The 24,523-nt window shown below is 51.8% G+C and carries 24 protein-coding genes; all 24 read left to right on the forward strand.

Annotation, left to right across the window (positions count from 1 at the left end; all coding sequences use genetic code 11):
- Positions 1 to 4 precede the first annotated feature (4 nt).
- The 24 genes from MCJ35_RS29020 (at position 5) to MCJ35_RS29135 (ending at position 24,503) form a co-directional block, all read left to right on the forward strand.
- Positions 5 to 871: a branched-chain amino acid ABC transporter permease gene (locus MCJ35_RS29020; protein ID WP_008724661.1), complete on the forward strand. Its 867-nt coding sequence runs from the start codon at positions 5 to 7 to the stop codon at positions 869 to 871.
- Positions 872 to 882: 11 nt separating this feature from the next.
- A complete protein-coding gene (locus tag MCJ35_RS29025) occupies positions 883 to 1,851 on the forward strand; it encodes a branched-chain amino acid ABC transporter permease (RefSeq protein WP_008724663.1) in 969 nt (322 codons plus the stop codon).
- Positions 1,844 to 2,659, forward strand: coding sequence for an ABC transporter ATP-binding protein (locus MCJ35_RS29030; RefSeq protein WP_025484004.1), 816 nt, complete (start codon positions 1,844 to 1,846; stop codon positions 2,657 to 2,659). Before MCJ35_RS29025 ends, MCJ35_RS29030 begins: the two co-directional genes overlap by 8 nt.
- Positions 2,652 to 3,362 carry an ABC transporter ATP-binding protein gene (locus MCJ35_RS29035; RefSeq protein ID WP_008724665.1) on the forward strand — a complete coding sequence of 237 codons (711 nt, stop codon included), beginning with the start codon at positions 2,652 to 2,654 and terminating at the stop codon, positions 3,360 to 3,362. The genes MCJ35_RS29030 and MCJ35_RS29035 overlap by 8 nt, the downstream gene beginning before the upstream one ends.
- 142 nt (positions 3,363 to 3,504) lie before the next feature.
- Positions 3,505 to 4,524 carry a zinc-binding alcohol dehydrogenase family protein gene (locus MCJ35_RS29040; RefSeq protein ID WP_025484003.1) on the forward strand — a complete coding sequence of 340 codons (1,020 nt, stop codon included), beginning with the start codon at positions 3,505 to 3,507 and terminating at the stop codon, positions 4,522 to 4,524.
- Positions 4,525 to 4,770: 246 nt separating this feature from the next.
- Positions 4,771 to 5,769 carry a LacI family DNA-binding transcriptional regulator gene (locus MCJ35_RS29045; protein ID WP_025484002.1) on the forward strand — a complete coding sequence of 333 codons (999 nt, stop codon included), beginning with the start codon at positions 4,771 to 4,773 and terminating at the stop codon, positions 5,767 to 5,769.
- 160 nt (positions 5,770 to 5,929) lie between these two features.
- A complete protein-coding gene (locus tag MCJ35_RS29050) occupies positions 5,930 to 6,895 on the forward strand; it encodes an aminopeptidase (protein ID WP_025484001.1) in 966 nt (321 codons plus the stop codon).
- Between the two features lie 38 nt (positions 6,896 to 6,933).
- Positions 6,934 to 8,220: an aminotransferase class V-fold PLP-dependent enzyme gene (locus tag MCJ35_RS29055; RefSeq protein WP_025483999.1), complete on the forward strand. Its 1,287-nt coding sequence runs from the start codon at positions 6,934 to 6,936 to the stop codon at positions 8,218 to 8,220.
- Between the two features lie 452 nt (positions 8,221 to 8,672).
- Positions 8,673 to 9,824 carry an ABC transporter substrate-binding protein gene (locus MCJ35_RS29060; protein WP_025483998.1) on the forward strand — a complete coding sequence of 384 codons (1,152 nt, stop codon included), beginning with the start codon at positions 8,673 to 8,675 and terminating at the stop codon, positions 9,822 to 9,824.
- 97 nt (positions 9,825 to 9,921) lie between these two features.
- On the forward strand, positions 9,922 to 10,788 hold the full coding sequence (locus tag MCJ35_RS29065) for a branched-chain amino acid ABC transporter permease (protein ID WP_025483997.1): 867 nt from the start codon (positions 9,922 to 9,924) through the stop codon (positions 10,786 to 10,788).
- A gap of 12 nt (positions 10,789 to 10,800) precedes the next feature.
- Positions 10,801 to 11,763: a branched-chain amino acid ABC transporter permease gene (locus MCJ35_RS29070; RefSeq protein ID WP_025483996.1), complete on the forward strand. Its 963-nt coding sequence runs from the start codon at positions 10,801 to 10,803 to the stop codon at positions 11,761 to 11,763.
- 5 nt (positions 11,764 to 11,768) lie between these two features.
- Positions 11,769 to 12,536: an ABC transporter ATP-binding protein gene (locus tag MCJ35_RS29075; protein ID WP_025483995.1), complete on the forward strand. Its 768-nt coding sequence runs from the start codon at positions 11,769 to 11,771 to the stop codon at positions 12,534 to 12,536.
- A complete protein-coding gene (locus MCJ35_RS29080) occupies positions 12,536 to 13,270 on the forward strand; it encodes an ABC transporter ATP-binding protein (protein ID WP_025483994.1) in 735 nt (244 codons plus the stop codon). Before MCJ35_RS29075 ends, MCJ35_RS29080 begins: the two co-directional genes overlap by 1 nt.
- 17 nt (positions 13,271 to 13,287) lie before the next feature.
- Positions 13,288 to 14,187, forward strand: coding sequence for a shikimate dehydrogenase family protein (locus MCJ35_RS29085; protein WP_025483993.1), 900 nt, complete (start codon positions 13,288 to 13,290; stop codon positions 14,185 to 14,187).
- The gene (locus tag MCJ35_RS29090) at positions 14,187 to 14,945 is read left to right on the forward strand and encodes a threonine/serine exporter family protein (RefSeq protein WP_051400598.1); all 759 of its coding nucleotides are present in this window, start codon (positions 14,187 to 14,189) and stop codon (positions 14,943 to 14,945) included. Before MCJ35_RS29085 ends, MCJ35_RS29090 begins: the two co-directional genes overlap by 1 nt.
- A gap of 4 nt (positions 14,946 to 14,949) precedes the next feature.
- The gene (locus tag MCJ35_RS29095; RefSeq protein ID WP_025483990.1) at positions 14,950 to 15,447 is read left to right on the forward strand and encodes a threonine/serine exporter family protein; all 498 of its coding nucleotides are present in this window, start codon (positions 14,950 to 14,952) and stop codon (positions 15,445 to 15,447) included.
- 45 nt (positions 15,448 to 15,492) lie between these two features.
- A complete protein-coding gene (gene yiaK / locus MCJ35_RS29100; protein WP_025483989.1) occupies positions 15,493 to 16,494 on the forward strand; it encodes a 3-dehydro-L-gulonate 2-dehydrogenase in 1,002 nt (333 codons plus the stop codon).
- A 44-nt stretch (positions 16,495 to 16,538) separates the two neighbouring features.
- Positions 16,539 to 17,555, forward strand: a complete 1,017-nt coding sequence (locus tag MCJ35_RS29105) for a zinc-binding alcohol dehydrogenase family protein (protein ID WP_025483988.1) — start codon at positions 16,539 to 16,541, stop codon at positions 17,553 to 17,555.
- Positions 17,556 to 17,774: 219 nt separating this feature from the next.
- Complete coding sequence (locus tag MCJ35_RS29110) at positions 17,775 to 18,269, forward strand: deoxycytidylate deaminase (RefSeq protein WP_008726177.1); 495 nt, start codon at positions 17,775 to 17,777, stop codon at positions 18,267 to 18,269.
- Positions 18,270 to 18,274: 5 nt separating this feature from the next.
- Positions 18,275 to 20,494 (forward strand): B12-binding domain-containing radical SAM protein, encoded by a 2,220-nt coding sequence (locus MCJ35_RS29115; protein ID WP_025483986.1) that lies wholly within the window; start codon positions 18,275 to 18,277, stop codon positions 20,492 to 20,494.
- Between the two features lie 135 nt (positions 20,495 to 20,629).
- Positions 20,630 to 21,337: an endonuclease III gene (gene nth, locus MCJ35_RS29120; protein ID WP_034576876.1), complete on the forward strand. Its 708-nt coding sequence runs from the start codon at positions 20,630 to 20,632 to the stop codon at positions 21,335 to 21,337.
- Between the two features lie 16 nt (positions 21,338 to 21,353).
- Complete coding sequence (locus tag MCJ35_RS29125; protein ID WP_008726182.1) at positions 21,354 to 22,076, forward strand: 3'-5' exonuclease; 723 nt, start codon at positions 21,354 to 21,356, stop codon at positions 22,074 to 22,076.
- Between the two features lie 241 nt (positions 22,077 to 22,317).
- Complete coding sequence (locus MCJ35_RS29130; protein ID WP_227794411.1) at positions 22,318 to 23,904, forward strand: VanW family protein; 1,587 nt, start codon at positions 22,318 to 22,320, stop codon at positions 23,902 to 23,904.
- A complete protein-coding gene (locus tag MCJ35_RS29135; protein ID WP_025483978.1) occupies positions 23,901 to 24,503 on the forward strand; it encodes an AIR synthase family protein in 603 nt (200 codons plus the stop codon). Before MCJ35_RS29130 ends, MCJ35_RS29135 begins: the two co-directional genes overlap by 4 nt.
- Positions 24,504 to 24,523: the final 20 nt, after the last annotated feature.

Consider the following 24,523-nt stretch of genomic DNA (forward strand, 5'->3'; position numbering starts at 1 on the left):
ACATATGCAGGTATTTGTACAGCTGCTTATTACCGGTGTTGCCATGGGCTTCATCTATGCCCTGGTAGGTATTGAGTACACACTTATATGGAATTCAACCGGGCTCCTTAATTTCAGCCATGATAAATTTATTCTGTTTGGCGCCTATATGTTCGCAGGCTCCTATGTATTGAGCTTAGGGCTCCCGCCGGTACTGGCAATCCTGTGCACGGTCCTTACCATGTTCCTGCTTGGTATGGTAAGCGCATTTGCCATATTCAACCCCCTGAGCAAACTATCAACGAATTTATTTGCTGTAATCGGAACCGTCATACTTGGCAGGATCATCACGGAATGCGTACGTTTAATCTGGGGACCGCTGCCATTTACCCTGGACAACTTCCTTAGGGGCTCTTTTCATCTGGGCCCCATCGTAGTGTCCAAGGCACACATTGTAATCATCGTTGTATGTTCCATCATAACGGCAGGCCTTCAGATCTTCTTTAAGACCACCAAGATGGGGAAGGCCATGCGCTGTGTGTCTGAGAACAAGACAGCCGCATCCCTGATGGGCATCAACGTTCCCATGAACATTGCGTTTACGGTTGGCCTGTCAGCCCTTATCTGCGCAACCATCGGTGTCCTGGTCATACCGATTTTCAACGTAGAGCTGCAGATGTCATCCATGATTGGCCTGAAAGGCTTTGCATCCGGTGTAATCGGCGGGTTCGGATATCTTCCGGGCGCGATTGTGGGAGGCATACTCCTGGGGGTTGTGGAAATCTTCGGAAGCATGATCATCCCTTCTGTCTATAAGGACTGCCTGTCCTTTGTGCTGCTGATCATCTTCCTGCTGATTAAACCTTCAGGAATCTTAGGAAACAGGAGATAAGGAGGAGAGCGATGAAAAAGAATAAATCAGCAATGATAATTGCATTGGCGGCGATTGCTCTGGCAGCGGTTCTCCCTATGTTCATAACTAATAACTACCATCTGAACCTGATGATACAGGTGCTTATCAACATCATCATCGTGGTGGGCCTGAATTTCATCACAGGCCTGACCGGCCAGATGAACCTTGGAACCGCGGGAATCTTCTCCATGGGCGCTTACACATCCTCTCTGCTGGCTACCAAACTGGGGCTGAATCCCTGGATCTGCCTGGTTGCGGCTGTGGGCATGGGATGCCTCATCGGCATGGGCCTTGGATATCCTTCCCTGCGCGTATCCGGCGTATACCTGGCGCTGACCACCATCGGGTTTTCCGAGATTGTAAGGATCCTGATGACCAACCTGACCGGACTTACAGGAGGGGCGCTGGGCGTCACAGGCATTCCCACCTTCTCCATCTTCGGCTTCAAGTTCCAGAGCAACAAGGAGATTTATTACCTTTACCTGGTCATTGCGGTTCTGCTCATATTCAATGCGTACCGGATTGTCAATTCCAAGTGGGGGCGTTCCTTCCTTGCTGTCAAGGATAATCCGGATGCGGTTGAGGCGGGCGGCGTCAACATTGCCAACATCAAGATCATGGCATTTACCCTGGCAGCCATCTATGCAACCATCGCAGGCAGCCTGTATTCACACTATGTAGGCTTCATCAACCCAAGCGCCTACAACCTGGAATTTTCAATTAACTATGTAGTCATGCTGGTTATCGGCGGCATCGGTTCCGTGCCCGGCAATGTACTGGGCGCAATCCTGGTGACCCTGGTACCTGAGTTCTTACGGTTCATGGAGAATTATTACTGGCTGGTATTCTCCATCATCACCCTGCTGTTCGTCATTTTCCTGCCAAACGGGATTGTCTCCCTGTTCAGGATTAAGAAGTCAGCGGATAAAGCAGTGAAAGGAGGACAGGCAAATGTCTGATAACAGAGAAGGAAAATCCGTACTGACCCTAAAAAATGTCACAAAACGTTTCTCAGGACTGGTTGCGGTCAATGACCTGTCCCTTGACATGAAGGAGCGTACCATCCACGCCCTGATCGGGCCTAACGGCGCCGGCAAGTCCACGGCCATCAATATGATTACAGGACTCCTTCCATTGACCGAAGGTGAGATTTACCATGAGGGCACCAAAATCAGCGGCATGAGCGCACACCAGATTGCCCAGACCCGCTGCAGCCGTACCTTCCAGAACCTGAAGCTGTACCGTTCCATGACCGTGAAGGAGAACCTGATGATGGGCAGCATGATGGATATGAAGCAGGGCTTCTTCCCGTTCATGTTCAACTTCGGGGCGGCTGCAAGGGAGGAAAAGCTGATTCATGAAAAGGCTGATTCCATCCTGGAATTCATCGGACTTAAGGACCTGGCCAATGAATACCCGGCCAACATGCCTTACGGAAAGCAGAAGCTGACCGAACTGGCCCGATCCCTGATGTCAGACCCAAAGCTTCTGTTCCTGGATGAGCCGGCGGCAGGACTGAACCCGTCAGAACGTGTGGAATTCGTCAATATCATGCTGAAGGTATTTGATTCCGGCATTGACATTTTCCTTATTGAACACAACATGGATGTCATCATGAACATCAGCGACTATATCACGGTCATCAGCTTCGGCGCCAAGATTGCCGAGGGAACGCCGGAGGAAATCCAGCAGGATCCGGTGGTCATCAAGGCTTACCTGGGCGACCGTTATAAGCAGAACATGGCAAGGGGGGCTGCACATGCTTAAGGTAAATGGAATTGACGTATATTATGGCAAGGTCCAGGCTTTGTTCGACGTATCCATCGAAGTGGGGGACAACGAGATTGTCTCCATCATCGGAGCCAACGGAGCAGGCAAGACAACCCTCATGAAGTCCATCATGGGCATCAACAAGCCCAGGAAGGGAACCATTGAATACAACGGACAGGTCATCAGCGGCCTGCCCTCCCACAAGGTAGTGGGACATAAGATCGTGTACGTGCCTGAGGGGCGCGAGATATTCCCCAACATGACCGTGCAGGAGAACCTGGAGATGGGCGCTTACTCCGTGAAAATGTCCAAGGCCGACATGGACCGTCACCTGGAAGAGCAGTACGAAATCTTCCCAAGGCTGAAAGAACGTGCAAAGCAGAAAGCAGGTTCCATGTCAGGGGGCGAACAGCAGATGTTAGCCATTGCAAGGGGACTGATGTCAGACCCTGAACTGCTTATGCTGGATGAGCCAAGCCTGGGACTGGCGCCCGTTATCGTGGACGATATGTTCGACGTCATCGTGCGTGTCAATAAAGTAAGGAACATACCCATTGCAATCGTGGAGCAGAACGCATTCATGGCCATGTCCATTTCCAACAGGACCTATGTCCTGGAGGTTGGCAACCTGGTTGCCAGCGGGGACAGCAAGATACTGATGGATTCGGATGATATTAAGAAGGCGTATCTGGGGGGCTGATGATATGGATGGGCGTCGCTGTAATCCACGCAGTACTGTAATCCATGCAGTGCTGTGACCCGGGCGTCGCTGTAATCCATGCAGTATCAAATCCCCGGACGCCCAGAACCGAAAGCATTTAGTTAATAGGAGGAAAGAAACCGTGAAGGCGATTAAGTTTGAGGAACCATGGAAGGTTCAGTGCATTGATATAGAAAAACCAGAGCCAAAAGAAGGCCAGGCGCTGATTAAGGTAAGGGCAGCAGGCATCTGCGGCAGCGATATCGGGGCATTCAGGGGGACTAACCCACTGGTGTCATTTCCAAGGATAATCGGTCATGAGATTGTGGGTGAGGTGCTGTCCATACCGGAAGATAATGCCAGGGGGATTAAAGCTGGCGACCGCGTCATCGTGGATCCTTATCTCTACTGTGGTAAATGCTACCCATGTTCCATCGGCCGAACCAACTGCTGTACGGACCTTAAGGTATTAGGCGTGCATGTGGAAGGCGGGATGGCTGAGTACATGACCCATCCGGCCGATATGCTGTGGAAACTGCCGGACGACATGCCCTGGGATATCGCGCCCATGGCAGAGCCGCTGACCATTGCCCTTCATGGAATCCACAGAGGGAATCTGGCGGCAGGGGAGCACGTGGCCATTATCGGCGCAGGCCCCATCGGGCTGCTGGCAGCCATGGCGGCGCTGGCCTATGGCGCAGAGCCGATTGTCATTGATGTGGTGGACGGGAGGCTGGAATTTGCCCGTGAACTGGGAGTCAGGTATACGATTAACTCTGCTACCCAGGACCTGGCCAAAAAGGTGTCCGAATACACCGAAGGCCGCATGGCCGAGCTGGTGATGGAGTGCTCCGGCGCCAATGCCGCTGTCCGCTCCACCCTGGATATTGTGTCCCATGCGGGCCGTATCACCCTGACCGGATGGCCGAAGAAGGAAACGCCCCTGCCGACCGATGCCATCACCCGCAAGGAAGTGGACATCCGCGGCGCCCGCACCAGCGCCAATGAGTTTGAGGAGGCAATCGACCTGATTTACACCGGGAAGGTAGATGTGAGGAAAATCCTCACCAAGGTTGTGGATATGGATGGGACTCCGGGGACGATAATTGATATTGAGAAGAATCCGGGTAATTATATGAAAGTGAACGTAATGCTGGATTGATGAAGTGTGAGCCACGGGCCGGGGGATGTTGGGCCTGTGGCTTTTAATATGTCATGGACAGGAAATAAATACAGTAAATATATAAATATGGATAATTTACATAATAAATAAGGATAAACCAATACGAATATATCAATAATGTTGAAAAAATATTTAAAATATATTGACATCATAGTTGAAAAGTGATATATATAAACCATAAGATATTTATACGTATTTATAAAACATAAAAGAAAGGAAGAAAACATGAGCAAAACAGTTACCCGCGAAGACGTTGCTAGGCTTGCGAATGTTTCTCCTACCATTGTATCGTATGTGCTGAACAATTCCAACTATGTCAGCCAGGAAAAGAGGGAGAAGGTATTAGAGGCTGTCAGGGAGCTGAATTACATACCGAACCAGCTGGCAAGGGGGCTCAGGACCAGCCGCTCCGCCCAGTTCATATTTGTCTGCGACAATATTCAGGCGGAACTTTTTGAGGCAGTGGAAACCAGGCTTTTTGAGCATGGATACTATATATCCCTTAATTACAGCAGGAACACCAAGGAGTTCCTGGATATGCTGATCAGCAGGCAGCCGGAAGGAATCTTCATGGCTACCAATATGTTTGACGCCCAGCAGCTGAACACCATTGCCATGAACGGCATACCCATCATCCTTTACAGGACAAAGCATTACGAGGCGCTGGACCCCAGGATTGTGACCGTTGTACCGGATTACTATGACGCGGTCAGGAAGTCGGTGGATTATCTGATCCTGAAGGGCCATACCTGCATCGGCATGGTGCCCCCGGTCAAGTATCTGACAAAGGGCGTGGAGGGAGATGACTTCCGTGTCAGGGCATACGTGGAGGCCTTAAGGCGCAGCAACATTCCGGTCAGGCCCGAGCTTGTGTGTACCAGGACCCAGACCGTGGATGATATATGCGAGGAGGTATTCCGTATGCTGGTGTCCTCTGAGAAGGATGGGAAGCCCACGGCCCTGGTGGTGGGGAACGACTATCTTGCGGCCCAGATCATGCAGTACCTGAAGAAGCTGGATATTTCCGTGCCGGATGACCTGTCCGTGATCGGATGCGATAATACACAGATAGCGCCCCTTACCACACCGGCCCTTACCACGGTGGATGTGTCAAAGGAGAGACTGGCTAAGACATATGTGGATAAGATGCTTGCATTGGTGGAGGGACAGCAGGTGGAAGATGAATATATAGGCGTAAAGCTTATTATAAGGGAGAGCGCCTGAGAACACCCGTGCAGATGAAAAATGAAGAGGAATCCAAGTATTCCTTTTCATTTTATCCAATATTTATTCGAATAAATATTTTGATACTTAATCCCGGATAAGGGTTAAATATAATAAACATCAAAAAGAGCAAAAACTTTTTCTAAGAGAGGGAGAGAAAATGAGAGAAAAGAAAATCTATGAAGCATGCGAACGTCTGCTGACCGTGTGTTCCCACTGCAAAGAGGATGAGAATATCCTGATTGTGACGGATGAGGAAAGCATGGACATGGGAATGGCGCTCTGGGATGCCGCCGAACGGTTTCCCAACCGCACCCTGGTTCTGATGAATCCCAGGAAAATGCACGGAGAGGAGCCAACGGATCTGGTAGCTGCAGCTATGCTGAAAGCCGACGTCATCTTTCGTGCAACCACCTTTTCTTTATCCCACAGCTATGCAAGAAGGAGGGCGTGCGAGGCAGGTGCACGCGATTTAAACTGTTGTGACTATGACTTCGGAATGTTGGAAAAAGGCGGCCTCTACACGGACTTCGAGGCCAACAAAAAATACGTGGACCAGATTGCCAAAGGTTTTGCAGGAGGAGACCAGGTACACATCACTTCTGCCCTGGGAACGGACTACTACTGCAGCATCAAGGGACACAAGATATTCCCGCAGTACGGGATGAGCCATGAGAAAGGCCAGACCTGTTCACCGCCGGATATCGAGTGTGCCACCGGCGCCATCCCTGGCACTGCCCACGGCAAGGTGGTGATTGACGGAAGCATCACCCATCCGGCTATGGGGCTTTTGAAGGAACCCATTACCTTATATATTGAGAACAGCTTTGTAACAAAAATCGAGGGCGGCGAGGAAGCCCGGAAGTTTGAGAAGGTCCTTAAGGAGATTTACGACCCCAGGATTTACCGCATCGGTGAAATCGGCGTGGGACTGAACCCGGATGCAAGCCTCTGCGGAAGGATGCTGGAGGATGAGGGCTGCATGGGCTATGTACATGTGGCGCTGGGCAACAATGAGACGGATAACCAGGACTGCCTGCTCCACATCGACATGATGTTCAAGGACCCGACCATTGAAGTGGACGGCAAGGTGATTTTCGATGAAGGTAAGGTAGTGTTTGATTAAGAAGATAAAATATAGCTCAAACCAGGAGGAGCACAGAGATGAATATTAAGGATTACCCACACGGTTTATTATTTGATGAGAAGCTTCAGGCAGAGATAAAGGACAGATTCTGGAATGTGGATTCAGACCCGGAGGCAGGTAAGAGGCTGTTTTTTGAAAATGCAGGCGGTTCCCTGAGACTGAAGGCCGTCAACAAGGCTTACGGGGAAGCGGATACCTTCCCGGACTGTGATTCCAGGAAGCATCCAAGGGCAAAGGCATTGAGGCAGCTGACCTTAAATGGTTTCAGGGATTTGAGAATCATGTTCAATGCCCCCAAGTACGGACAGATAATTGCTGAGAAATCTTCATCTAAGGTAATGTTTGAGATGGTACGCACCGTCCTTGAGAACATAAAAGGCACTAATGTGGTTGTAACTGACCTGGACCATCCGTCCGCATATGATTCTGTTATGTACTATGGAAGAAAGGCAGGCATGGAGGTGCGCATTGCAAAGCCCAACAAGGTGACGGGCGGAATTGACGTGGAAGAGATTGAGCGTCTGGTGGATAAGGACACGGCCCTTCTGGTGTGCATCTATGCATCCAACCACACAGGCGCAGTGATGGACATGAAGGAAATCGTAACCCGCGCCCGCGCCATCAAGCCGGACTTATACATAATTTCCGATGCGGTACAGCACATGCCTCACGGACTGGTGGACGTGCAGGATTTACAGCTGGATGGAATCAACTTCGCAGCATACAAGATTTTCGGATGCAGGGGATTCGGCGCAGGCTATGTATCCGACCGTCTGGCAGCCCTGGACCATCCCGGAATCTTCGGCAACCTGGGTGACCCGTGGGAAATCGGCGGCCCTGCGCCAGCCATGTACGCCAGCGTGAGTGCTATCGTGGACCATGTATGCTGGATTGGCAGCCACTATATTGACAGCACGGACAGACGGGAGCTGTACGTGGAAGGTATGGAGCGCATTGAGATGCATGAGAGGGCGCTGCTTTACAGGGCCTTGGAGGGAACGGAGGAAGTTCCGGGAATCCGCCACATTCCTCATGCCAGGGTTGAATTTGACAGGGAGTCACTGGAAAACAGGGATTTCATCATGCCATTGACCTTTGATAACATCAGCTGCCCGGATGCGGTTACGGAGTTTGTGAAGAGGGATGTCATTGTCTATGACAGAAGCGATTCCAATTATTATTCCGTCCGCTCGCTGCATCCCTTTGACCTGGCAGGGATTGTGCGCGTGTCACCGCTTCATTGTCATGGGGTGGAGGATATTGATACGTTTTTGAAGGCGGCGGCGGAGATCGCGGCGTTGTAGGGTCCGCTGCATCCCGGGCATCCTCCCTGTTCAGACCCGCTCGCGCTTGGTTTACGCGCAGCGGTACTAAGACGCGTGAAGGACCGCGTCTAAGTGCCGGCGGGTAAAGATGGTCTTCTCAGGAAGGATGCCCGGGACACAGCTACGGTATTGGCAGGCCGGACCACAGCTTACTGGGTGGGAAGGAGTGGCAGCCGTACCGTAGCTTAATGGTTGAGATTGATTGGCAGGCCGTGCCATGGCTTAGTGGTTAAGATTGGTTGGCAGGCCATACCATAGTTTAATGGTTTAGATTGGCCATGCCATGGTTTGGTGAATATGAGGGGCTGGCAGGCCTGGGATGTGGAGTTTAGTGGTTTTTGCTGGGAAGTGGGTAGGGGGACTGCTTTTGGTGGATGTGAGGTTTTTTGGAGCTGTTAGTTAAGAGTATAAATAGGGAAGGGGTTTATTTTATGAGAAGATATTGGAAGATAGCAGCGGTTTTGACGGTGGCGGCCATGGTTATGGGGACGATGTCGGGGTGCCAGGGGGGTACGAAGGGGAAGGATGGAAAAGAGACGGTCGTGCTGGGGTGCGTGGGGCCTCTTACGGGGAATGCGGCGGCCAGCGGTCTGGTGCAGGCCAATGCGGTTGAGATGGCTGTGAATGAGATTAATGAGGCCGGCGGTATTGACGGGAAGTATATGATTGAACTTGTGAAGGAAGATGATGAGGGGGTTCCGGCAAAGTCTGTTACGGTTACGCAGAAGCTGGTGAACCAGAATAAGATAACGGCGCTGATCGGCGCGCTGAACAGTTCCTGTACCATTGCTGATATGGAGATTACGGCGGCTTCTAAGATACCGCAGATTACACCGTGCTCCAGCGCGCAGAGTATTGTGGAACAGGGGAATGAGTTTATCTTCCGTACGACTGCTACGGATACAACCCATATAAAGACGTTGTTTAAGTATTTTAAGGAAAAATTAAATGGACAGAAAGTGGCCGTGCTTTATGAATCGTCTGATTTCGGTACCGGCGCCTTTGGCATTATCCAGGAGCTGGCGCCGGAGTATGGGATCGATGTGGTGGCCAATGAAATGTATAATTCGGGTGAGAAGGATTTTTCCGTGCACCTGACTAAGATGAAACAGGCTGAGCCGGATGCCATTATCCTCTGGGGGTATTATACGGAGGCGGCGCTGATCTGTAAGCAGGCGAAACAGAACGGGATTGATGCGCCTCTTATCGGTACGGGATTTAATTCACCTAAGCTGGTTGAACTGGGCGGGGATGCTGTGAATGGGCTTATTTTTACAACTGCTTTTACAGAGGCTAACCCGGATGAGAAGGTCCAGGCATTTGATAAGAAGTATAAAGAGATTTACCAGCAAAGCTATGATCAGAATGCGCCTCAGGCTTATGACTCGGTTTATCTTCTGGCGGATGCAGTTAAGAGGGCCGGTTCGCTGGATGGGCAGGCTGTCAGGGATGCGCTCTTGGCAACCAAGGATTTTGAGGGAGCCGCAGGTGTCTATAACTTTGCTTCCAATGGCGAGATGATTAAGGACCTGATGGTTGTGCAGATTGTGGATGGCAGGCATACCATTGTGCCCATGGATTGAGGACGGCGTGTTAATGACAGACGGAGCCGCGGGGATGACTGTACTGCACGTAAGCGTTAAGGATAATGCTGGGTGCTCATAATGTAAGGAGGATACTATGGTCTTTCAACAGATTTTAAACGGTCTTACCAATGGCAGCATCTATGCTTTGCTGGCCATTGGCGTGACCATGATATATAAATCACTGGGTATGCTGAACTTTGCACATGGTGATACGATTATGATTTCTGCTTTTATCTGCCTGACCCTGATTACGGTGGGGATTCCCATCCCCCTGGCCATTGTGCTGACCATTATCGCGGCGGCGTTCATCGGGTGCTGCCTGGAGCGGTTTATCTACAGGAAGCTGGAGTTCAGCTCTTTTACCAATCTTCTGATTGCAACGGTGGGCGTGTCCTACATCATGAAGAATCTGGCCATTGTCATCTGGGGGGCTGAGCCTCAGGTGTTCCCGGCGCTGTTCAGCACGGATCCCATTAATCTGGGCCAGCTGCTGCTTCTGCCGCAGAACATTGGGATTATCTGTGTGGCTGCATGTCTTGTGGTGGTGCTTCAGCTGTTTTTTTATAAGACCAAGACCGGTAAGCAGATGAGGGCGGCTGCCACGGATTCCGAGGGCGCGTCCATGATGGGCATCAATGTGAATAGGTGCAGGCTGGTTACATTCGGCATCAGCGCCGCCTTTGCAGCCATTGCCGGAATCCTTCTTTCACCGATTTTCTATGTAAGCGTGGACATGGGTACGCTGGTTGGCCTGAAGGCATTTTCCGCTGCTATCCTGGGCGGGTTCGGCAATATCGTGGGGGCCATGCTTGGCGGAATCATACTGGGGATTGTGGAAGCGCTGGGGGCTACGTATGCCACGGCTGCTTATAAGGATATCATCTCGTTTGTGCTGCTGTTCCTGTTCCTGTATTTTAAGCCAAATGGGATTCTGGGCAAGCGCATCGAGCAGAAGCTGTAGGGAGGTATTGTGATGAAGCAGACAAAGAAAATTACCTTAATTGCAGTGGTTACGGCGGCAATCCTGATCCTGCCCTTCCTCCTTCCCAATGCATATATTATCCAGATTGTCAATATGATAGGCATCTATGCCATTGTTGGTACAGGGGTGAACATCCTGACCGGGTACACGGGACAGCTGTCCCTGGGGCAGGCGGCTTTTTATGGGATTGGCGCATATACCACGGCATTGCTGAACACAAAGCTGGGCTGCCCGTTTTTCGTGGTGCTTCCCGCGTCCATCCTGGTGACGGCCGTGTTCGGCGTGGTTCTTGCCATTCCGGCCCTTAAGGTGCGGGGCAGCTATCTGGCCCTTCTGACCATTGGCTTTGGCGAGATTGTCAGGATGGTGCTGGTGAACTGGATTGACCTTACCAATGGCCCGGCCGGGGTGGTGGGAATCAAGGCGCCGGACCTGTTTGGGTTCAAATTTGATACACTGTTCAAATATTACTATCTGATTGCATTTTTCGTGTTCATCGGAATCATGTACCAGAAATGGCTGATGAAGTCCAGGACAGGAAGGGCGTTCATGGCAATCCGTGATGATGACAAGGTTGCCGAGCTTACGGGAATCAATATCACTACCTTCAAAATCAGGGCATTCGTGCTGTCTGCGGTCTACTCCGCGGTGGCAGGCGTGCTGTACGCCATGATGATCCACTATGTAAGCCCTGACAGCTTTACCAGCAACGATTCCAACATGTTCCTGTGGACAGCCATCATGGGAGGCATGGGAACCACCATCGGGCCTGTGATTGGCGCCATTATCATGAATATCCTTCCAGAAGCCCTGCGTTTCCTGGGAGACTGGCGCATGGTTGTGTACGGGGTCATCCTTCTGACGGTCATTATCCGCTATCCGGGCGGCATCACGCCCTATGCGAAAAAACTCATTGGCTATGCACAGGCTAAATTCGACGGAAAGGACAGGTGAGGATTGTGGCAGTATTGGAATTAAAGGGAGTTACAAAACAATTCGGCGGCCTGACAGCTGTTTCTGAAGTTGACCTTAAGATAGAGAAAAACCAGATCTGTTCCTTGATCGGTCCCAACGGCGCAGGAAAGACAACGGTATTCAATATCATTACCGGCGTATACCAGGTGACCAAAGGCGATATCTTCTTTGAGGGCAGCTCCATCTGCGGCTGCGCCCCATATAAGATAGTGGACATGGGAATCGCCAGGACCTACCAGAACATCCGTCTGTTCAAGAAAATGACGGCAGTGGAAAATGTCATGACAGGTTTCCACTGCCGGAGCCGGGCCGGACTGTTCAACATCATCTACAACCGCAGGAAAATGCTGGAAGAGGACAGGGATATCCGTAAAAAGAGCGAGGAGCTTCTGGAGTATTTAAAGATTGCGGATTTAAAGGATGAGCTGGCCTCCAGCCTGCCTTATGGACACCAGCGGCTGCTGGAAATCGCCAGGGCCATGGCCACCCAGCCCAAGATCCTCCTGTTGGATGAACCGGCAGCAGGTATGAATGCCCAGGAAAAGGAAGAACTCATAAGGACCATCCGGGGCATCCGCAATGACTTTGGTATATCCGTCCTGATAGTGGAACATGACATGGACCTGATCATGAACATTTCAGATGATATCACGGTGTTAAACTATGGCGCGAGGATTGCCCACGGGGTTCCGGAAGAGATTCAGAACAATGAGGAAGTAATCGAGGCGTACCTGGGAAGGAGTGATTCTTAATGGGCCAGAGGGAAACGGTTTTAGACATATCCGGCTTACATTCCAGCTATGGGATGATTAAAGCCATCAAGGACATAAACATCCATGTGGACAGGGGAGAGCTGGTTTCTCTGCTGGGAGCCAACGGCGCAGGCAAGTCAACCCTTTTAAAATCCATCATCGGCATGGTACATATTGAAAGCGGCTCCATCAAGTACCAGGGCGGGGAGCTTGTGGGAAAGAAATCCCATGAAATCATCCCCATGGGAATCTCCATCGTACCGGAGGGGCGTAAGATATTCGCCGATGCCACGGTTATGGAAAACCTTGCCATCGGCTCCTACACAAGGGCTGCGGACAAAGCGCTGGACCAGAGGATATTAGACCAGGTATTTGAGTTTTTCCCGCGCCTTGCGGAGAGGAAAGGCCAGATGGGCGGGACGCTGTCCGGGGGCGAGCAGCAGATGCTGGCCATCGGAAGGGCCATGATGTCGGACCCCAGGCTCCTTTTGTTAGATGAACCATCCATGGGCCTTGCGCCGCTGGTGGTGGAGCAGGTATTCAACATCATTGAAAAGCTGAAACAGACAGGGATCACAATCCTCCTGGTGGAGCAGAACGCCAGGATGGCAATAAAGGTCAGCGACCGCTCCTACATGCTGAATACCGGAAAGATAGCTGGAGAGCTGGATGCCTCCGACGGCGCCAGCCAGGATGCGCTGCTTGAAGTGTATCTGGGCAAGAGCGGGAAATAAAGGGGGAAATGGGTATCATGAATCTGGAAAATGTTAAATTCAATACGGACACAAAGCTTGTGTTAAATATAGGCGACCCCATGGGCAAGACCAATGCACCCAGGGCATACAACAAACTGTTTGGGGAACTGGACATGAACGCAATCATGCTTCCGGTGGAAGTGGAAAAGGGAAAGCTGCCCCAGTTCATGGAGGCATGTAAAATGCTGGGCATCCGCTACATTTCCCCTACCATGCCCCACAAAAAGGATATCATCCCCCTGTTGGATGATGTGGATGAAAGTTCCAGGATATTCCAGTCCGTCAATGCAATCCGCATTGACGGGGACGGCACCAGCCACGGCGTGGGCATGGACGGTAAGGGCGCCCTGAACGCCATCCTTAGCAGCGGCGCCCAGCTTGAGGGGAAAGAGGCGGTGATGTTGGGAAGCGGCAGCATCAGCGGCGTAATCGGGCTGGAGCTGTCAAAGCACGGAATCAGGAAGCTTACCATATTAAACAGGACCGTTGAAAAGGCACAGGAAATCGCCGACATACTGAACACCCATACGTCCATGGAGACAAAGGCCCTGGCATCCACGCCGGAGAACCTTGACAAGGCGGCCGGGACAGCAAAGCTGTTCCTCCAGGTGACGCCCCTGGGAATGGCGGGATACGGTAAGACCCATGAATACCTGGGATTCATGGACTATCTTCCGCAGGACTGCGTGGTATTTGACGTCATCATCAACCCGGCGGACACTCCGGTAATCGCAGCCGCCAAGGCAAGGGGCCTTAAGACCGTACCCGGGCTTAAGATGCTGGCCGGACAGATGGAAGTCATTTTCCGTTTCATGTTCGGTGTGGAGCTTACCCAGGAGAATAAAGATGCCTGTATCCAGGAATTATGCCGGTTCCTGGGCGTTACCGTTGACTGATGATGGAAGTTAACCGTTATCTGGACCTGTTTGTGGACATAGGGCAGGCAATGCTTGAAGCAGGAGCCGAGATACACCGGGTGGAGGACACCATATACCGCCTGTGCGGCGCCTATGGCCTGGGAAGGGCGGATATATTCGCAATCCGTTCCCTGATCCTTGTGACAATCAGGGAGGACACGGGAAGGCTATACACGGACTCCAGAAGGATATATGGCATAGGCACCAATATGACCAGGCTGGAGGCGCTTAACGCCCTGTCCCGTTATATCTGCCGGGAGCGGCCGACGGCTATGGAAATCAGCAGGAGATTTAAGGAGTCCATGGAAAAAAATCCGGTTCCCTGGCAGGAGACCATGTTTGGATACATGCTGGCAGCCTCGTCCTTTGCCTGCTTCTTCGGAGGGCGTTTAAGGGACGGGGCTGCCGCTGCGGTATTAGGCTTCCTTCTGTTTGTGATGGACCGTCACATGGCGGGCAGAAGACTGCAGCGGTTTGTATACATTGCGTTCTGCTCCGTCATCCTCGGCTTTCTTGGGATGGGCTGGGGATGGACGGGATTGGGGCTTTTGCCGGACAAAATCATGATAGGCACAATCATGCTGCTCATACCGGGAATGGCCCTGATGAACTCTGTCAGGGATATGCTTAACAACAATGCCATCAACGGACTGTTCAGCTGTATAGACGCAGTCCTGACAGCAGGAGCCATTGCCGCGGGCTTCGGGGTTCCGCTGATACTGCTGGGAGGATTATAGGGAAATGATGGTTTCAGGAATAGCGGCAGCCGGCTCCTGGCTTCAGCAATCATGCTTTCAGGATTTAAGCTTCCAGGAATTAGGCTTCCAGACCCTTACCGCTGCCCTTGGCTCCCTGGCCTTTGGCATTGTCTACAAGGTAAGGAATGAGCGCCTTCCTGTGGTGGCGGCCGGAGGCGGCATTGGCTGGTTTTTATACAGCGTGATATTTTGCAGATGGGAAAGCATTTTCATAAGCAACATGGCGGCCTCGGTATTTGCAACCCTGTATTCGGAAGCAATGGCTAGGAAGCGAAAGGCCCCGGTGGTGGTGTTCCTGCTCCCGTGCCTGATACCCCTGGTACCGGGAGGCGGCCTGTACTACACCATGAGTTATGCCGTGTTAAAGGAAATGCAGCAGTTCCGCATCTATCTGTCCAATACGGCAGAGGCGGCCATCGGTATTGCGGCAGGAGTGATACTGGCTTCGGTTCTGGTACACCGTCAGATGCCGGGCCGGTGAACCGCAGCGCAGCCCCTGAAAAGGGGAGGATGAGAGGAGAAGAAGATGAGAGTAAAATATGAGGATATGGTAAACGAATTTAAACGTGTTCTGGTAAAATACGGATTTACGGAAAAAAATGCAGAGGATGCTGCAGGGATATTTGCCCAGAATTCCCTGGCGGGCGTATATTCCCATGGTCTGAACCGTTTTCCCAGGGTAATTGATTACCTGAAAAAAGGGGAGATTGACCCGCAGGTTACGGCTGACTGTGAGATGGCCATGGGCGCGTTTGAGCGTTGGGACGGACACAGGGGATTCGGCCCCCTGAATGCCAAGAAGGCCATGGACCGCGCCGTGGAACTGGCCAAACAGTATGGCATCGGCGTTGTGGCGCTGGGCAACAACAACCACTGGATGCGTGGCGGAAGCTATGGATGGCAGGCAGCCGACCAGGGATGCATCGGAATCTGCTGGTCCAACACACAGCCCAACATGCCTGCATGGGGCGGTATTGACAAGAAGATTGGAAACAACCCGTTTATCATGGCAATCCCAAGAAGTAATGGGGAGCATGTTGTAATTGACTGCGCCGTATCCCAGTTCTCCTATGGCAAGATGGAGGACTGCAAGCTGAAGGGCATTAAACTGCCAGTACCAGGCGGATATGACACCAAGGGCAATCTGACCACGGACCCTGCGGAGATTGAGAAAACCTGGCGCGTGCTGCCCATGGGATACTGGAAGGGAAGCGGCATTTCCATTGCCCTGGACCTGATTGCAACCGTGCTTTCCAATGGGAACTCCGTACATACCATAGGAACCTTTGGGGACGAGGTCGGCCTTACCCAGGTCATGATTGCAATTGACCCGTCGAAGGCCAACACACCGGAACTGACGGACCGGATAGTGACGGACATTGTCAACGATGTTAAATCCTCTGTTCCCGAAAAGGAAGGCGGCCAGGTCCTGTACCCAGGCGAGCCTGAGTTAAATGCCATCCGGGAGAACCGTGAAAACGGGATTCCTGTGGTGGAGGAGAAATGGAATGAAGTACTGGCCATGTAGATATCCATGCACAAAGCTATGAAAGAAGAGAGGTAGGAAAGATTATGTATGCAATCAAATATGACGAGCCGTGGAAGGTCAGGTGCGTTGAGGTTGACAGACCGGAAGCAGGAGAAAATGAAGCCCTGATCAAGGTCAGGTCGGCAGGAATCTGCGGAAGCGACATTGGCGCGTTCCGCGGTACCAACGGACTGGTTACATATCCGCGTATCATCGGTCATGAGGTGGCAGGGGAAATCCTGTCCATACCGGAGAATAATAAAAAGGGCCTGAAAGCAGGAGACCATGTAATTGTCGACCCCTATCTCTACTGCGGCTCCTGTTATCCCTGTTCCATCGGCCGCACCAATTGCTGTACGGACTTAAAAGTGCTGGGCGTCCATGTAGAGGGCGGGATGGCTGAATATTTTGTCCATCCGGCAGATATGCTGTGGAAGCTGCCAAAGGATATGCCTTGGGAGCTGGCACCCATTGCCGAACCCCTTACCATTGCACTCCACGGAATCCACAGGGGAGGTTTAAAGGCAGGGGAGCATGTGGCAATCATAGGAGCAGGTCCCATCGGCATCCTGGCGGCCATGGCAGCCATTTCGTACGGCGCCCATCCCATCATGATAGACCTGGTGGATGAACGGCTGGAGGAGGCAAGGAAGCTGGGGGTACAGTATACCATCAACTCCGGCAGGGAGGATACAGCGGCCAGGGTTTCAGAGTATACCAATGGACGGATGGCTGAACTGGTGATGGAATGTTCCGGAGCAAACCCGGCCGTGCGCTCTACCCTGGACCTTGTGTCCAACGCAGGGCGTATTACCCTAACAGGCTGGCCAAAGAAGGAGACGCCCCTTCCCACGGATGTGATTACCAAGAAAGAGGTGGACATCCGCGGCGCCCGCACCAGTGCCAATGAGTTTGAGGAGGCCATTGACCTGATCTATTCAGGAAAGGTGGATGCCCGGAAGATACTCACCAAGGTCATTTCCATAGAAGAAGCGCCTGAGACAATCATTGATATCGAGAAGAATCCCGGGGATTACATGAAGGTGAATGTTGTGATGTAAAAATGGTTTCCAGCCTGCGGTTGTGGGCTGGAAACCATTTTTTGCTTTTCAATTAAGAAATCACCCGGCCCATGGAGGAGAAGGCCCCAGGGACGGATACCCATCTTTGGGATACCCTGCATAAAGTCCGAAAACAATAGGAAAATGCCGGATTATGTGATATAATACGCTCCAAGAAATATTCCATTAATTGAAGACTTAAGAAGGAGGAATGCAGCAGTGACTGGAAAGCGTGCGGATTATATAACATGGGATGAATATTTTATGGGGGTTGCCCTGCTGTCAGGCAGACGGTCCAAGGATCCCAGCACCCAGGTAGGTGCGTGTATCGTGAGCCAGGACAACAAGATCCTGTCCATGGGCTACAATGGGTTCCCAAAGGGATGCTCAGATGACGAATTTCCATGGGGCAAGGAAAAACAGGAGGAAGACCCCTATAATTCCAAATATTTCTACTCCACACACAGCGAGTTAAATGCTATCCTTAACTACAGGGGAGGAAGCCTGGAGGGAAGCAAGCTGTATGTAACCCTGTTCCCATGCAACGAGTGTGCCAAAGCCATTATCCAGGCCGGAATCAAGACCATTATCTATGGGGAGGACAAGTATGCAGAGACTCCTGCCGTCAGGGCGTCCAAACGCATGCTGAACGCAGCTGGTGTGCGTTATTACCAGTACCAGCCCACGGGCAGGAAGATTGAAATAGAGGTATAAATCCCATGAAAATATTACTGGTGGCTGTCAACGCCAAGTATATCCATTCCAACCTTGGTATTTACAGCCTGAAGGCATATGCTGGGCAGCAGCTGGACAGCCTCCGGCCGCGGCAGGCCACAATCGAACTTGCAGAATATACCATCAACCATCAGATGGATGCCTGTCTGCAGGACATCTACAGGAGAAGACCCGATGTAATCGGGTTTTCCTGTTATATCTGGAATATCGGAGCCATCCGCGCCCTGGCAGCCGACCTTAAAAAGGTACTGCCCGGCATTCCCATCTGGTTCGGCGGACCCGAGGTATCCTTTGACTCTGAGAAGGTTTTGAGGGAAAATCCTTCTGTCACAGGAATCATGAAGGGTGAAGGTGAGGAGACATTTGCACAGCTGGCCCAGTATTATGTGGATAACCTGAGGGAAAATGAAGGATATTGTGGAGGAGCAGGCCAGGACGGGAAAGAGGATACATGTGGCCAGTCAGACGCCGACGGCCCTTCTGTTTGCGATATGTCAGGCGCTAGCGGCCCTTCTGCTTGCGGTATGTCAGACGCCAGTGGCCTTACCTGCTGCAATATTCCAGGTGCCGCTAGAGCGTGTTTGAAAATTCATTCCCGCCATCTGCACGCCCCACTTTGCGGCATATTTGGTCCCAATTCGGTCAACGTAGCCCGCTACGCCTCCCTCATCGGGACCAAATCTCCCACAAAGTGTGACGCACAGCTGACGGAAAGCAATTTTCAAACACGCTCTACTCCCCGCCCTGACTTGTCAGAAATCCCCGGTCTGACTTACCGCAATCCTGATGGTACAATCACAGATACAGGAATCCGTCCGGTGATGGACCTGAGCAGGATTCCATTTTCCTATCATACCGTGGCATTGGAGGATTTGGAGCACAGGATTATCTATTATGAAAGCAGCAGAGGCTGTCCATTTTCCTGTAGTTACTGTCTTTCATCCATAGACAAACAGGTGCGGTTCCGGGATTTGGAACTGGTTAAGGAGGAACTTTGCTATTTCCTGGATGCCAGGGTCCCGCAGGTGAAATTTGTGGACAGGACGTTTAATTGCAAAAAGAGCCATGCCATGGCCATCTGGAAATTCATACAGGAGCATGACAACGGTATCACCAACTTCCATTTTGAGATAGCGGCCGACCTGCTGGGTGAAGAGGAGATGGAACTTCTCGCAAAGATGCGCCCCGGTCTGGTGCAGCTGGAAATCGGCGTTCAGACCACCAATACACAGACATTGGAGGCCATACGGCGCAAAACCGACCTGCAGGAAATACAGCGAATTACCGCCAGGATTAACCAGGGCAGGAATGTACACCAGCATCTGGATTTAATTGCAGGACTGCCCTATGAAGGCATGGACAGCTTCCGGCGTTCCTTTAACGACGTGTATGCCATGGAGCCGGAACAGCTTCAGCTGGGGTTCCTGAAGGTGCTGAAGGGTTCTTATATGGAAGAGATGGCTTCGGCTTACGGACTTACCTACTCATCCATTCCTCCCTATGAAGTCCTCTCCACCAGATGGCTGTCCTATGACGGCATTCTCGAATTAAAGGAAGTGGAGGATATGGTGGAGGTCTACTACAACAGCAGGCAGTTTACCTGCACGCTGAAAGTCTTTGAGAAGGAGTTCACATCCCCATACGATATGTTTTACTTCATGGGAGAGTATTACAGGAACCGCGGACTGGCGGGAATCAGCCACAACCGGATTGCCAGGTATGAAATCCTGTTTGATATTATAAAGGAGCGCCTCATTTTGTTTGGTGGGCAGACCCATGATGTAATAGGGCATGCAGGTAATGCGGCCGTGTATGCAGATGATATGTCCAGACCACACTGTCCGAAACAGCAGGCCAAGCTGGCGGAACCGGTCCATCTGGATGATACGCCCCAACGTGAGCTGGAAACATACCGTGACCTTCTTATGACTGACCTTTACCTTCGGGAAAATGTCAAAAGCCGTCCTGGATTTGCCCGTGACCAGTCAGCGTTCAAAGCCCAAATAAAGGATTTCTTCATAAAAGAAGAAAAGGCCCCGCGGTATCTTACAGACTACAAAGGTTATGATTCCAGGCAGATGAGTAAAATGGCCCATGTGGAAGCCATGGCTGATGGAACCCTTGTCCTGTTTGATTACAGGAACCGGGATTCTCTGACCTATAATGCCAGGGCATGTGTGATAGATAAGACTGATAATGGATAAAGGAAGTAAATAATGAAAAAAACAGCAGTAAAAGCCCAAACGGTAAAGGAATCAGCAATGAAAGCCCCAACAAAAAAAGCCCCGGCAGCAAAAGCCCCAACAACAAAAGTCCCGACAACAAAATCCCCGACAACAATCCCGCCATCCCCCGCCTGCCCATCCGCCTCCAAGCCCTCATCTGGAAAACCGTCCAAAAAACGTGAGACAAAAAAGGAGCAGGCCGCCCGGATTGAACGCATCCTCAACGCGCTGGACAAGGAGTACGGAACTGAATACCGGTGCTACCTGAACCACGAAACCCCATGGCAATTACTGATTGCCGTCATCATGAGCGCCCAGTGCACGGATGCCAGGGTTAATATCGTGACCGCGGACCTGTTTAAAAAGTACGACACCCTGGAGAAATTCGCGGCCGCCGACCTTAAGGAGCTGGAGAAAGACATCCATTCCACTGGCTTTTATCATATGAAGGCAAAGAACATCATTGCCTGCTGCAAAGACCTGGTGGAGAAGTTCGGGGGCCAGGTGCCGGATACAATAGAAGATCTGACCTCCCTGGCCGGCGTTGGACGCAAGACTGCCAACGTAATCCGGGGCAATATTTACAATGAGCCAAGTATCGTGGTAGACACCCACGTGAAACGGATTTCCAGGAAGCTGGGACTTACCAAGGCAGAGGACCCGGAGAAAATCGAATATGATTTGATGAAGGTGCTGCCGAAGGGCCACTGGATTCTCTGGAACATCCATATCATAACCCTGGGAAGGACCATCTGTATTGCCCGCAGGCCGGGGTGCGGCCAGTGCTTTCTAAGGGAAGATTGCCCGGGCCGCGAAGAATAGGAGAAAATGTAAAACAATGACAAATTCATACATAGCCCTGGACCTGGAAACAACGGGACTGGAGCCAAAGCAGGAGAAAATAACGGAGATAGCCGCCTTAAAAGTAGTGGATGGCGTCATTTCCCAAAGATACGTCACATTTGTAAATCCAGGCCGGAGCCTTGGAGCATATATTACCCAGCTCACAGGAATCACGGACGGGATGCTGGCGGACGCGCCTCCCATTGAGGAACTCATAGAAGATGTGGTGAAGTTCTGCGGTGACCTTCCCCTTCTTGGCCATAATATCCGGTTTGATTACAGCTTTTTAAAACATGCGGCGGTCAACCGGCGTCTGGAGTTTGAACGTGAAGGCATAGACACCCTGACACTGTGCCGTGCATTTATGACAGGAGAGACCAGGAAGAACCTGTCCTGTGCCTGTTCCTATTTCCATGTTCCACAGTCCACGGCCCACCGGGCCCAGGCGGATGCGGAGGCCGCCCATCTGCTCTATCAGGAGCTGATGTCACGCCACGGCCAGGACCAGCCATCCATGTTTGACCCCAAACCATTGATTTATAAAGCAAAAAGGGACCAGGCGGCTACAAAAAGGCAAAAAGAATACTTGCAGGATTTATTAAAATGTCATAGAATAGACATAACTGTGCAGATAGAAGACATGAGCCGCAGTCAGGCATCGCGGATGATTGACACCATTATCTCCCAGTATGGAAGAATACCAAGACAAATCTCTTAAAAAGAGTGGTCTGCAGCAGACTAAGTAAGAGATTCTGAGGCATATTATTATAAAGAGGTGAATGTACATGATGAATATGAGTGATCCTAAATTTAAGAAAATCATTTCCACTGTCATTGTAGTGGTTTTAGTGCTGGCAATGATTGTGCCCATGGCGCTCAGTGCTTTGATGTACTAAGTAGTACTGGTGCTGGGATCCTGGATCCGCAGCATTGAATTAAAACCGGGAAGAGGAGAAATTATGAGAAAAGCAATAGGAAATGCCGGATTGGCGGCAGTCATCAGTATGGGGCTGCTTGCGGCATTTCCAGTGATGGCCTGGGCCGCTCCCGTACTGCCTGAGGGTATCAGCGCAGGCAGCCAGAGTCTGGCGGGGATGACGGCCGAAGAGGCAAAGGCAGCGGTGGAACAGTATGTGGACGGATTGGCGGGTCAGAAGGTGATTCTGAGCGTGGACGGACAGGATGTGGAAACCACGGCAAGGGAACTGGGCTTTCACTGGAGCAATGAACAGGCAGTAGACGAGGCGGCCAGCCAGTATGCGGGAGGCAGCCTGATTAAACAGTATATGGTCCAGAAGGACCTGGCGGCGGCGCCCGTGGACCTGGAACTGGATACGGCGGTGGATTCCGATAAGGTAAAGGCCTTTGTGGACACCCAGTGCCAGGCTGTGACGGCACAGCCCCAGGATGCGTCCATTACAAGGGAGAACGGCCAGTTTGTCATCACGGACTCCGTGGCAGGCAAGGTGGTTGACGCGGCAGCAACAGAAGCAGCGCTCAACGAAGCCTTGGAAGGCGGATTAGAAGAACCAGTTAAGGTAACGGCCCAGGTAACGGAACAGCAGCCTGCCATTACAAGCGAGGACCTGGCAACCATTCAGGATGTGCTGGGTACCTATACAACCGATTTCAGCAGCAGCGGCGCATCGCGCTCCACCAACCTGGCAGTAGGCGCGGCCAAGATTAACGGCCATCTGCTCATGCCCGGGGATGTACTTTCCGGTTATGAATGCCTGCAGCCATTTACAACCGCCAACGGCTACCGCACAGCGGCGGCTTATGAGAATGGCCAGGTAGTTGACAGCATTGGCGGAGGTGTGTGCCAGATTTCCACCACACTGTATAATGCATCACTGGAAGCAGAAGTGGAGATTGTCCAGAGACAGAACCACTCCATGATAGTAACCTATGTCAAACCGTCCAGGGATGCTGCCATTGCAGGCACATACAAGGATCTTAAGATTAAGAACAATTACGGCACCCCCATTTATGTGGAGGGGTATACCGAAGGCAAAAAACTGACATTTACCATTTATGGTAAGGAAACCAGGCCGGCTAACCGCAAGGTGGAGTTTGTTTCGGAGACAATTGGAAGCACCAGCCCGGGAGAACCCCAGCTGATTGTGGACAATTCCCTGGCTCCAGGCGCCCAGGTCAAGGTACAGTCTTCCCATACAGGACTTAAGTCCAGGCTTTGGAAAGTGGTGACCGTGGACGGCGTGGAGCAGGAAAGGACCCTTCTCAACAAGGATACCTATAATGCGTCCAAGGCAATCTACCGGGTAGGGCCAGCCCTTCCGGCTGTTGTACCCCCGGATCCCAATATGACAGCGCCTGTGGAGACGGCCCCGGCGGAGACAGCGCCAGCAACCGGCGTTGACGGCGGACCTGGAGTCACACAGCCGGCCCCGGAGAGTCCGGCTCCGGCAGCCCCAGCGGATCCGGCTCCGGCAGCCCCGGCGGATTCAGCGCCAGCACCGGCGGCGCCAGCTGATCCGGCCCCGGCAGCCCCGGTGGTAACGCCCATACCGGAGGCAGCGGGATGAGGACTGCAGGCCAGGGCCCGGAAGGGTTTGAGAAGCGGGATGGCTTCATGATACCAGGCCAGGATCTGGTGATGGCTGGCTTCACTGGTTTTGAGGGTACACGCAGGATTGGCCAATATAAGAGGGAAGAACTTGAGGCACATTTTTCCCCTATGTTCTTAAGGTGTCTGGACCAGACGGAAGACATTTCCGTAAAACAATGGATGGAATGTGAGACTGCACAGGGCAGCTGCCCTGTGTCGTCCTACGAATATGCAGGAGAGGGCGGCGTGTTAGCTGCCCTTTGGAATTTATCCGGGATTTTTAATGCCGGGATTGATGTGGATCTGAGGTTGTTTCCTATCCGGCAGATAACGGTGGAGATTTGTGAATTATATGAGCTGAATCCTTACAGGCTGCTGTGCGGCAACTGTGTTGTCATGGCGGCTGACCGGGGAGGACAGCTGGTCAGAAGATTAAGCGCGCAAGGGATTCCGGCGGCAGTCATCGGATGTGTGACAGAGGGCATTGCAAGGCAGATACGTCACGGAGAAGAGACAGCTGGCTATCTGGAACGGCCAAAGCCGGATGAACTGCTTAAAATTGTCACTACAATATAATAATCAGGATGGAGGATGTT

The sequence above is a fragment of the Enterocloster sp. OA13 genome, from assembly GCF_022440595.1.
Lineage (GTDB): Bacteria > Bacillota > Clostridia > Lachnospirales > Lachnospiraceae > Enterocloster > Enterocloster hominis.

What these genes read in the sequence shown, in the direction of transcription:
- MCJ35_RS29020 (WP_008724661.1), top strand. Translation starts at nt 5, where the DNA reads ATGCAGGTATTTGTACAGCTGCTTATTACCGGTGTTGCCATGGGCTTC.
- MCJ35_RS29025 (WP_008724663.1), top strand. Translation starts at nt 883, where the DNA reads ATGAAAAAGAATAAATCAGCAATGATAATTGCATTGGCGGCGATTGCT.
- MCJ35_RS29030 (WP_025484004.1), top strand. Translation starts at nt 1,844, where the DNA reads ATGTCTGATAACAGAGAAGGAAAATCCGTACTGACCCTAAAAAATGTC.
- MCJ35_RS29035 (WP_008724665.1), top strand. Translation starts at nt 2,652, where the DNA reads ATGCTTAAGGTAAATGGAATTGACGTATATTATGGCAAGGTCCAGGCT.
- MCJ35_RS29045 (WP_025484002.1), top strand. Translation starts at nt 4,771, where the DNA reads ATGAGCAAAACAGTTACCCGCGAAGACGTTGCTAGGCTTGCGAATGTT.
- MCJ35_RS29050 (WP_025484001.1), top strand. Translation starts at nt 5,930, where the DNA reads ATGAGAGAAAAGAAAATCTATGAAGCATGCGAACGTCTGCTGACCGTG.
- MCJ35_RS29055 (WP_025483999.1), top strand. Translation starts at nt 6,934, where the DNA reads ATGAATATTAAGGATTACCCACACGGTTTATTATTTGATGAGAAGCTT.
- MCJ35_RS29060 (WP_025483998.1), top strand. Translation starts at nt 8,673, where the DNA reads ATGAGAAGATATTGGAAGATAGCAGCGGTTTTGACGGTGGCGGCCATG.
- MCJ35_RS29065 (WP_025483997.1), top strand. Translation starts at nt 9,922, where the DNA reads ATGGTCTTTCAACAGATTTTAAACGGTCTTACCAATGGCAGCATCTAT.
- MCJ35_RS29070 (WP_025483996.1), top strand. Translation starts at nt 10,801, where the DNA reads ATGAAGCAGACAAAGAAAATTACCTTAATTGCAGTGGTTACGGCGGCA.
- MCJ35_RS29080 (WP_025483994.1), top strand. Translation starts at nt 12,536, where the DNA reads ATGGGCCAGAGGGAAACGGTTTTAGACATATCCGGCTTACATTCCAGC.
- MCJ35_RS29085 (WP_025483993.1), top strand. Translation starts at nt 13,288, where the DNA reads ATGAATCTGGAAAATGTTAAATTCAATACGGACACAAAGCTTGTGTTA.
- MCJ35_RS29090 (WP_051400598.1), top strand. Translation starts at nt 14,187, where the DNA reads ATGATGGAAGTTAACCGTTATCTGGACCTGTTTGTGGACATAGGGCAG.
- MCJ35_RS29095 (WP_025483990.1), top strand. Translation starts at nt 14,950, where the DNA reads ATGATGGTTTCAGGAATAGCGGCAGCCGGCTCCTGGCTTCAGCAATCA.
- yiaK (WP_025483989.1), top strand. Translation starts at nt 15,493, where the DNA reads ATGAGAGTAAAATATGAGGATATGGTAAACGAATTTAAACGTGTTCTG.
- MCJ35_RS29105 (WP_025483988.1), top strand. Translation starts at nt 16,539, where the DNA reads ATGTATGCAATCAAATATGACGAGCCGTGGAAGGTCAGGTGCGTTGAG.
- MCJ35_RS29115 (WP_025483986.1), top strand. Translation starts at nt 18,275, where the DNA reads ATGAAAATATTACTGGTGGCTGTCAACGCCAAGTATATCCATTCCAAC.
- MCJ35_RS29125 (WP_008726182.1), top strand. Translation starts at nt 21,354, where the DNA reads ATGACAAATTCATACATAGCCCTGGACCTGGAAACAACGGGACTGGAG.
- MCJ35_RS29130 (WP_227794411.1), top strand. Translation starts at nt 22,318, where the DNA reads ATGAGAAAAGCAATAGGAAATGCCGGATTGGCGGCAGTCATCAGTATG.
- MCJ35_RS29135 (WP_025483978.1), top strand. Translation starts at nt 23,901, where the DNA reads ATGAGGACTGCAGGCCAGGGCCCGGAAGGGTTTGAGAAGCGGGATGGC.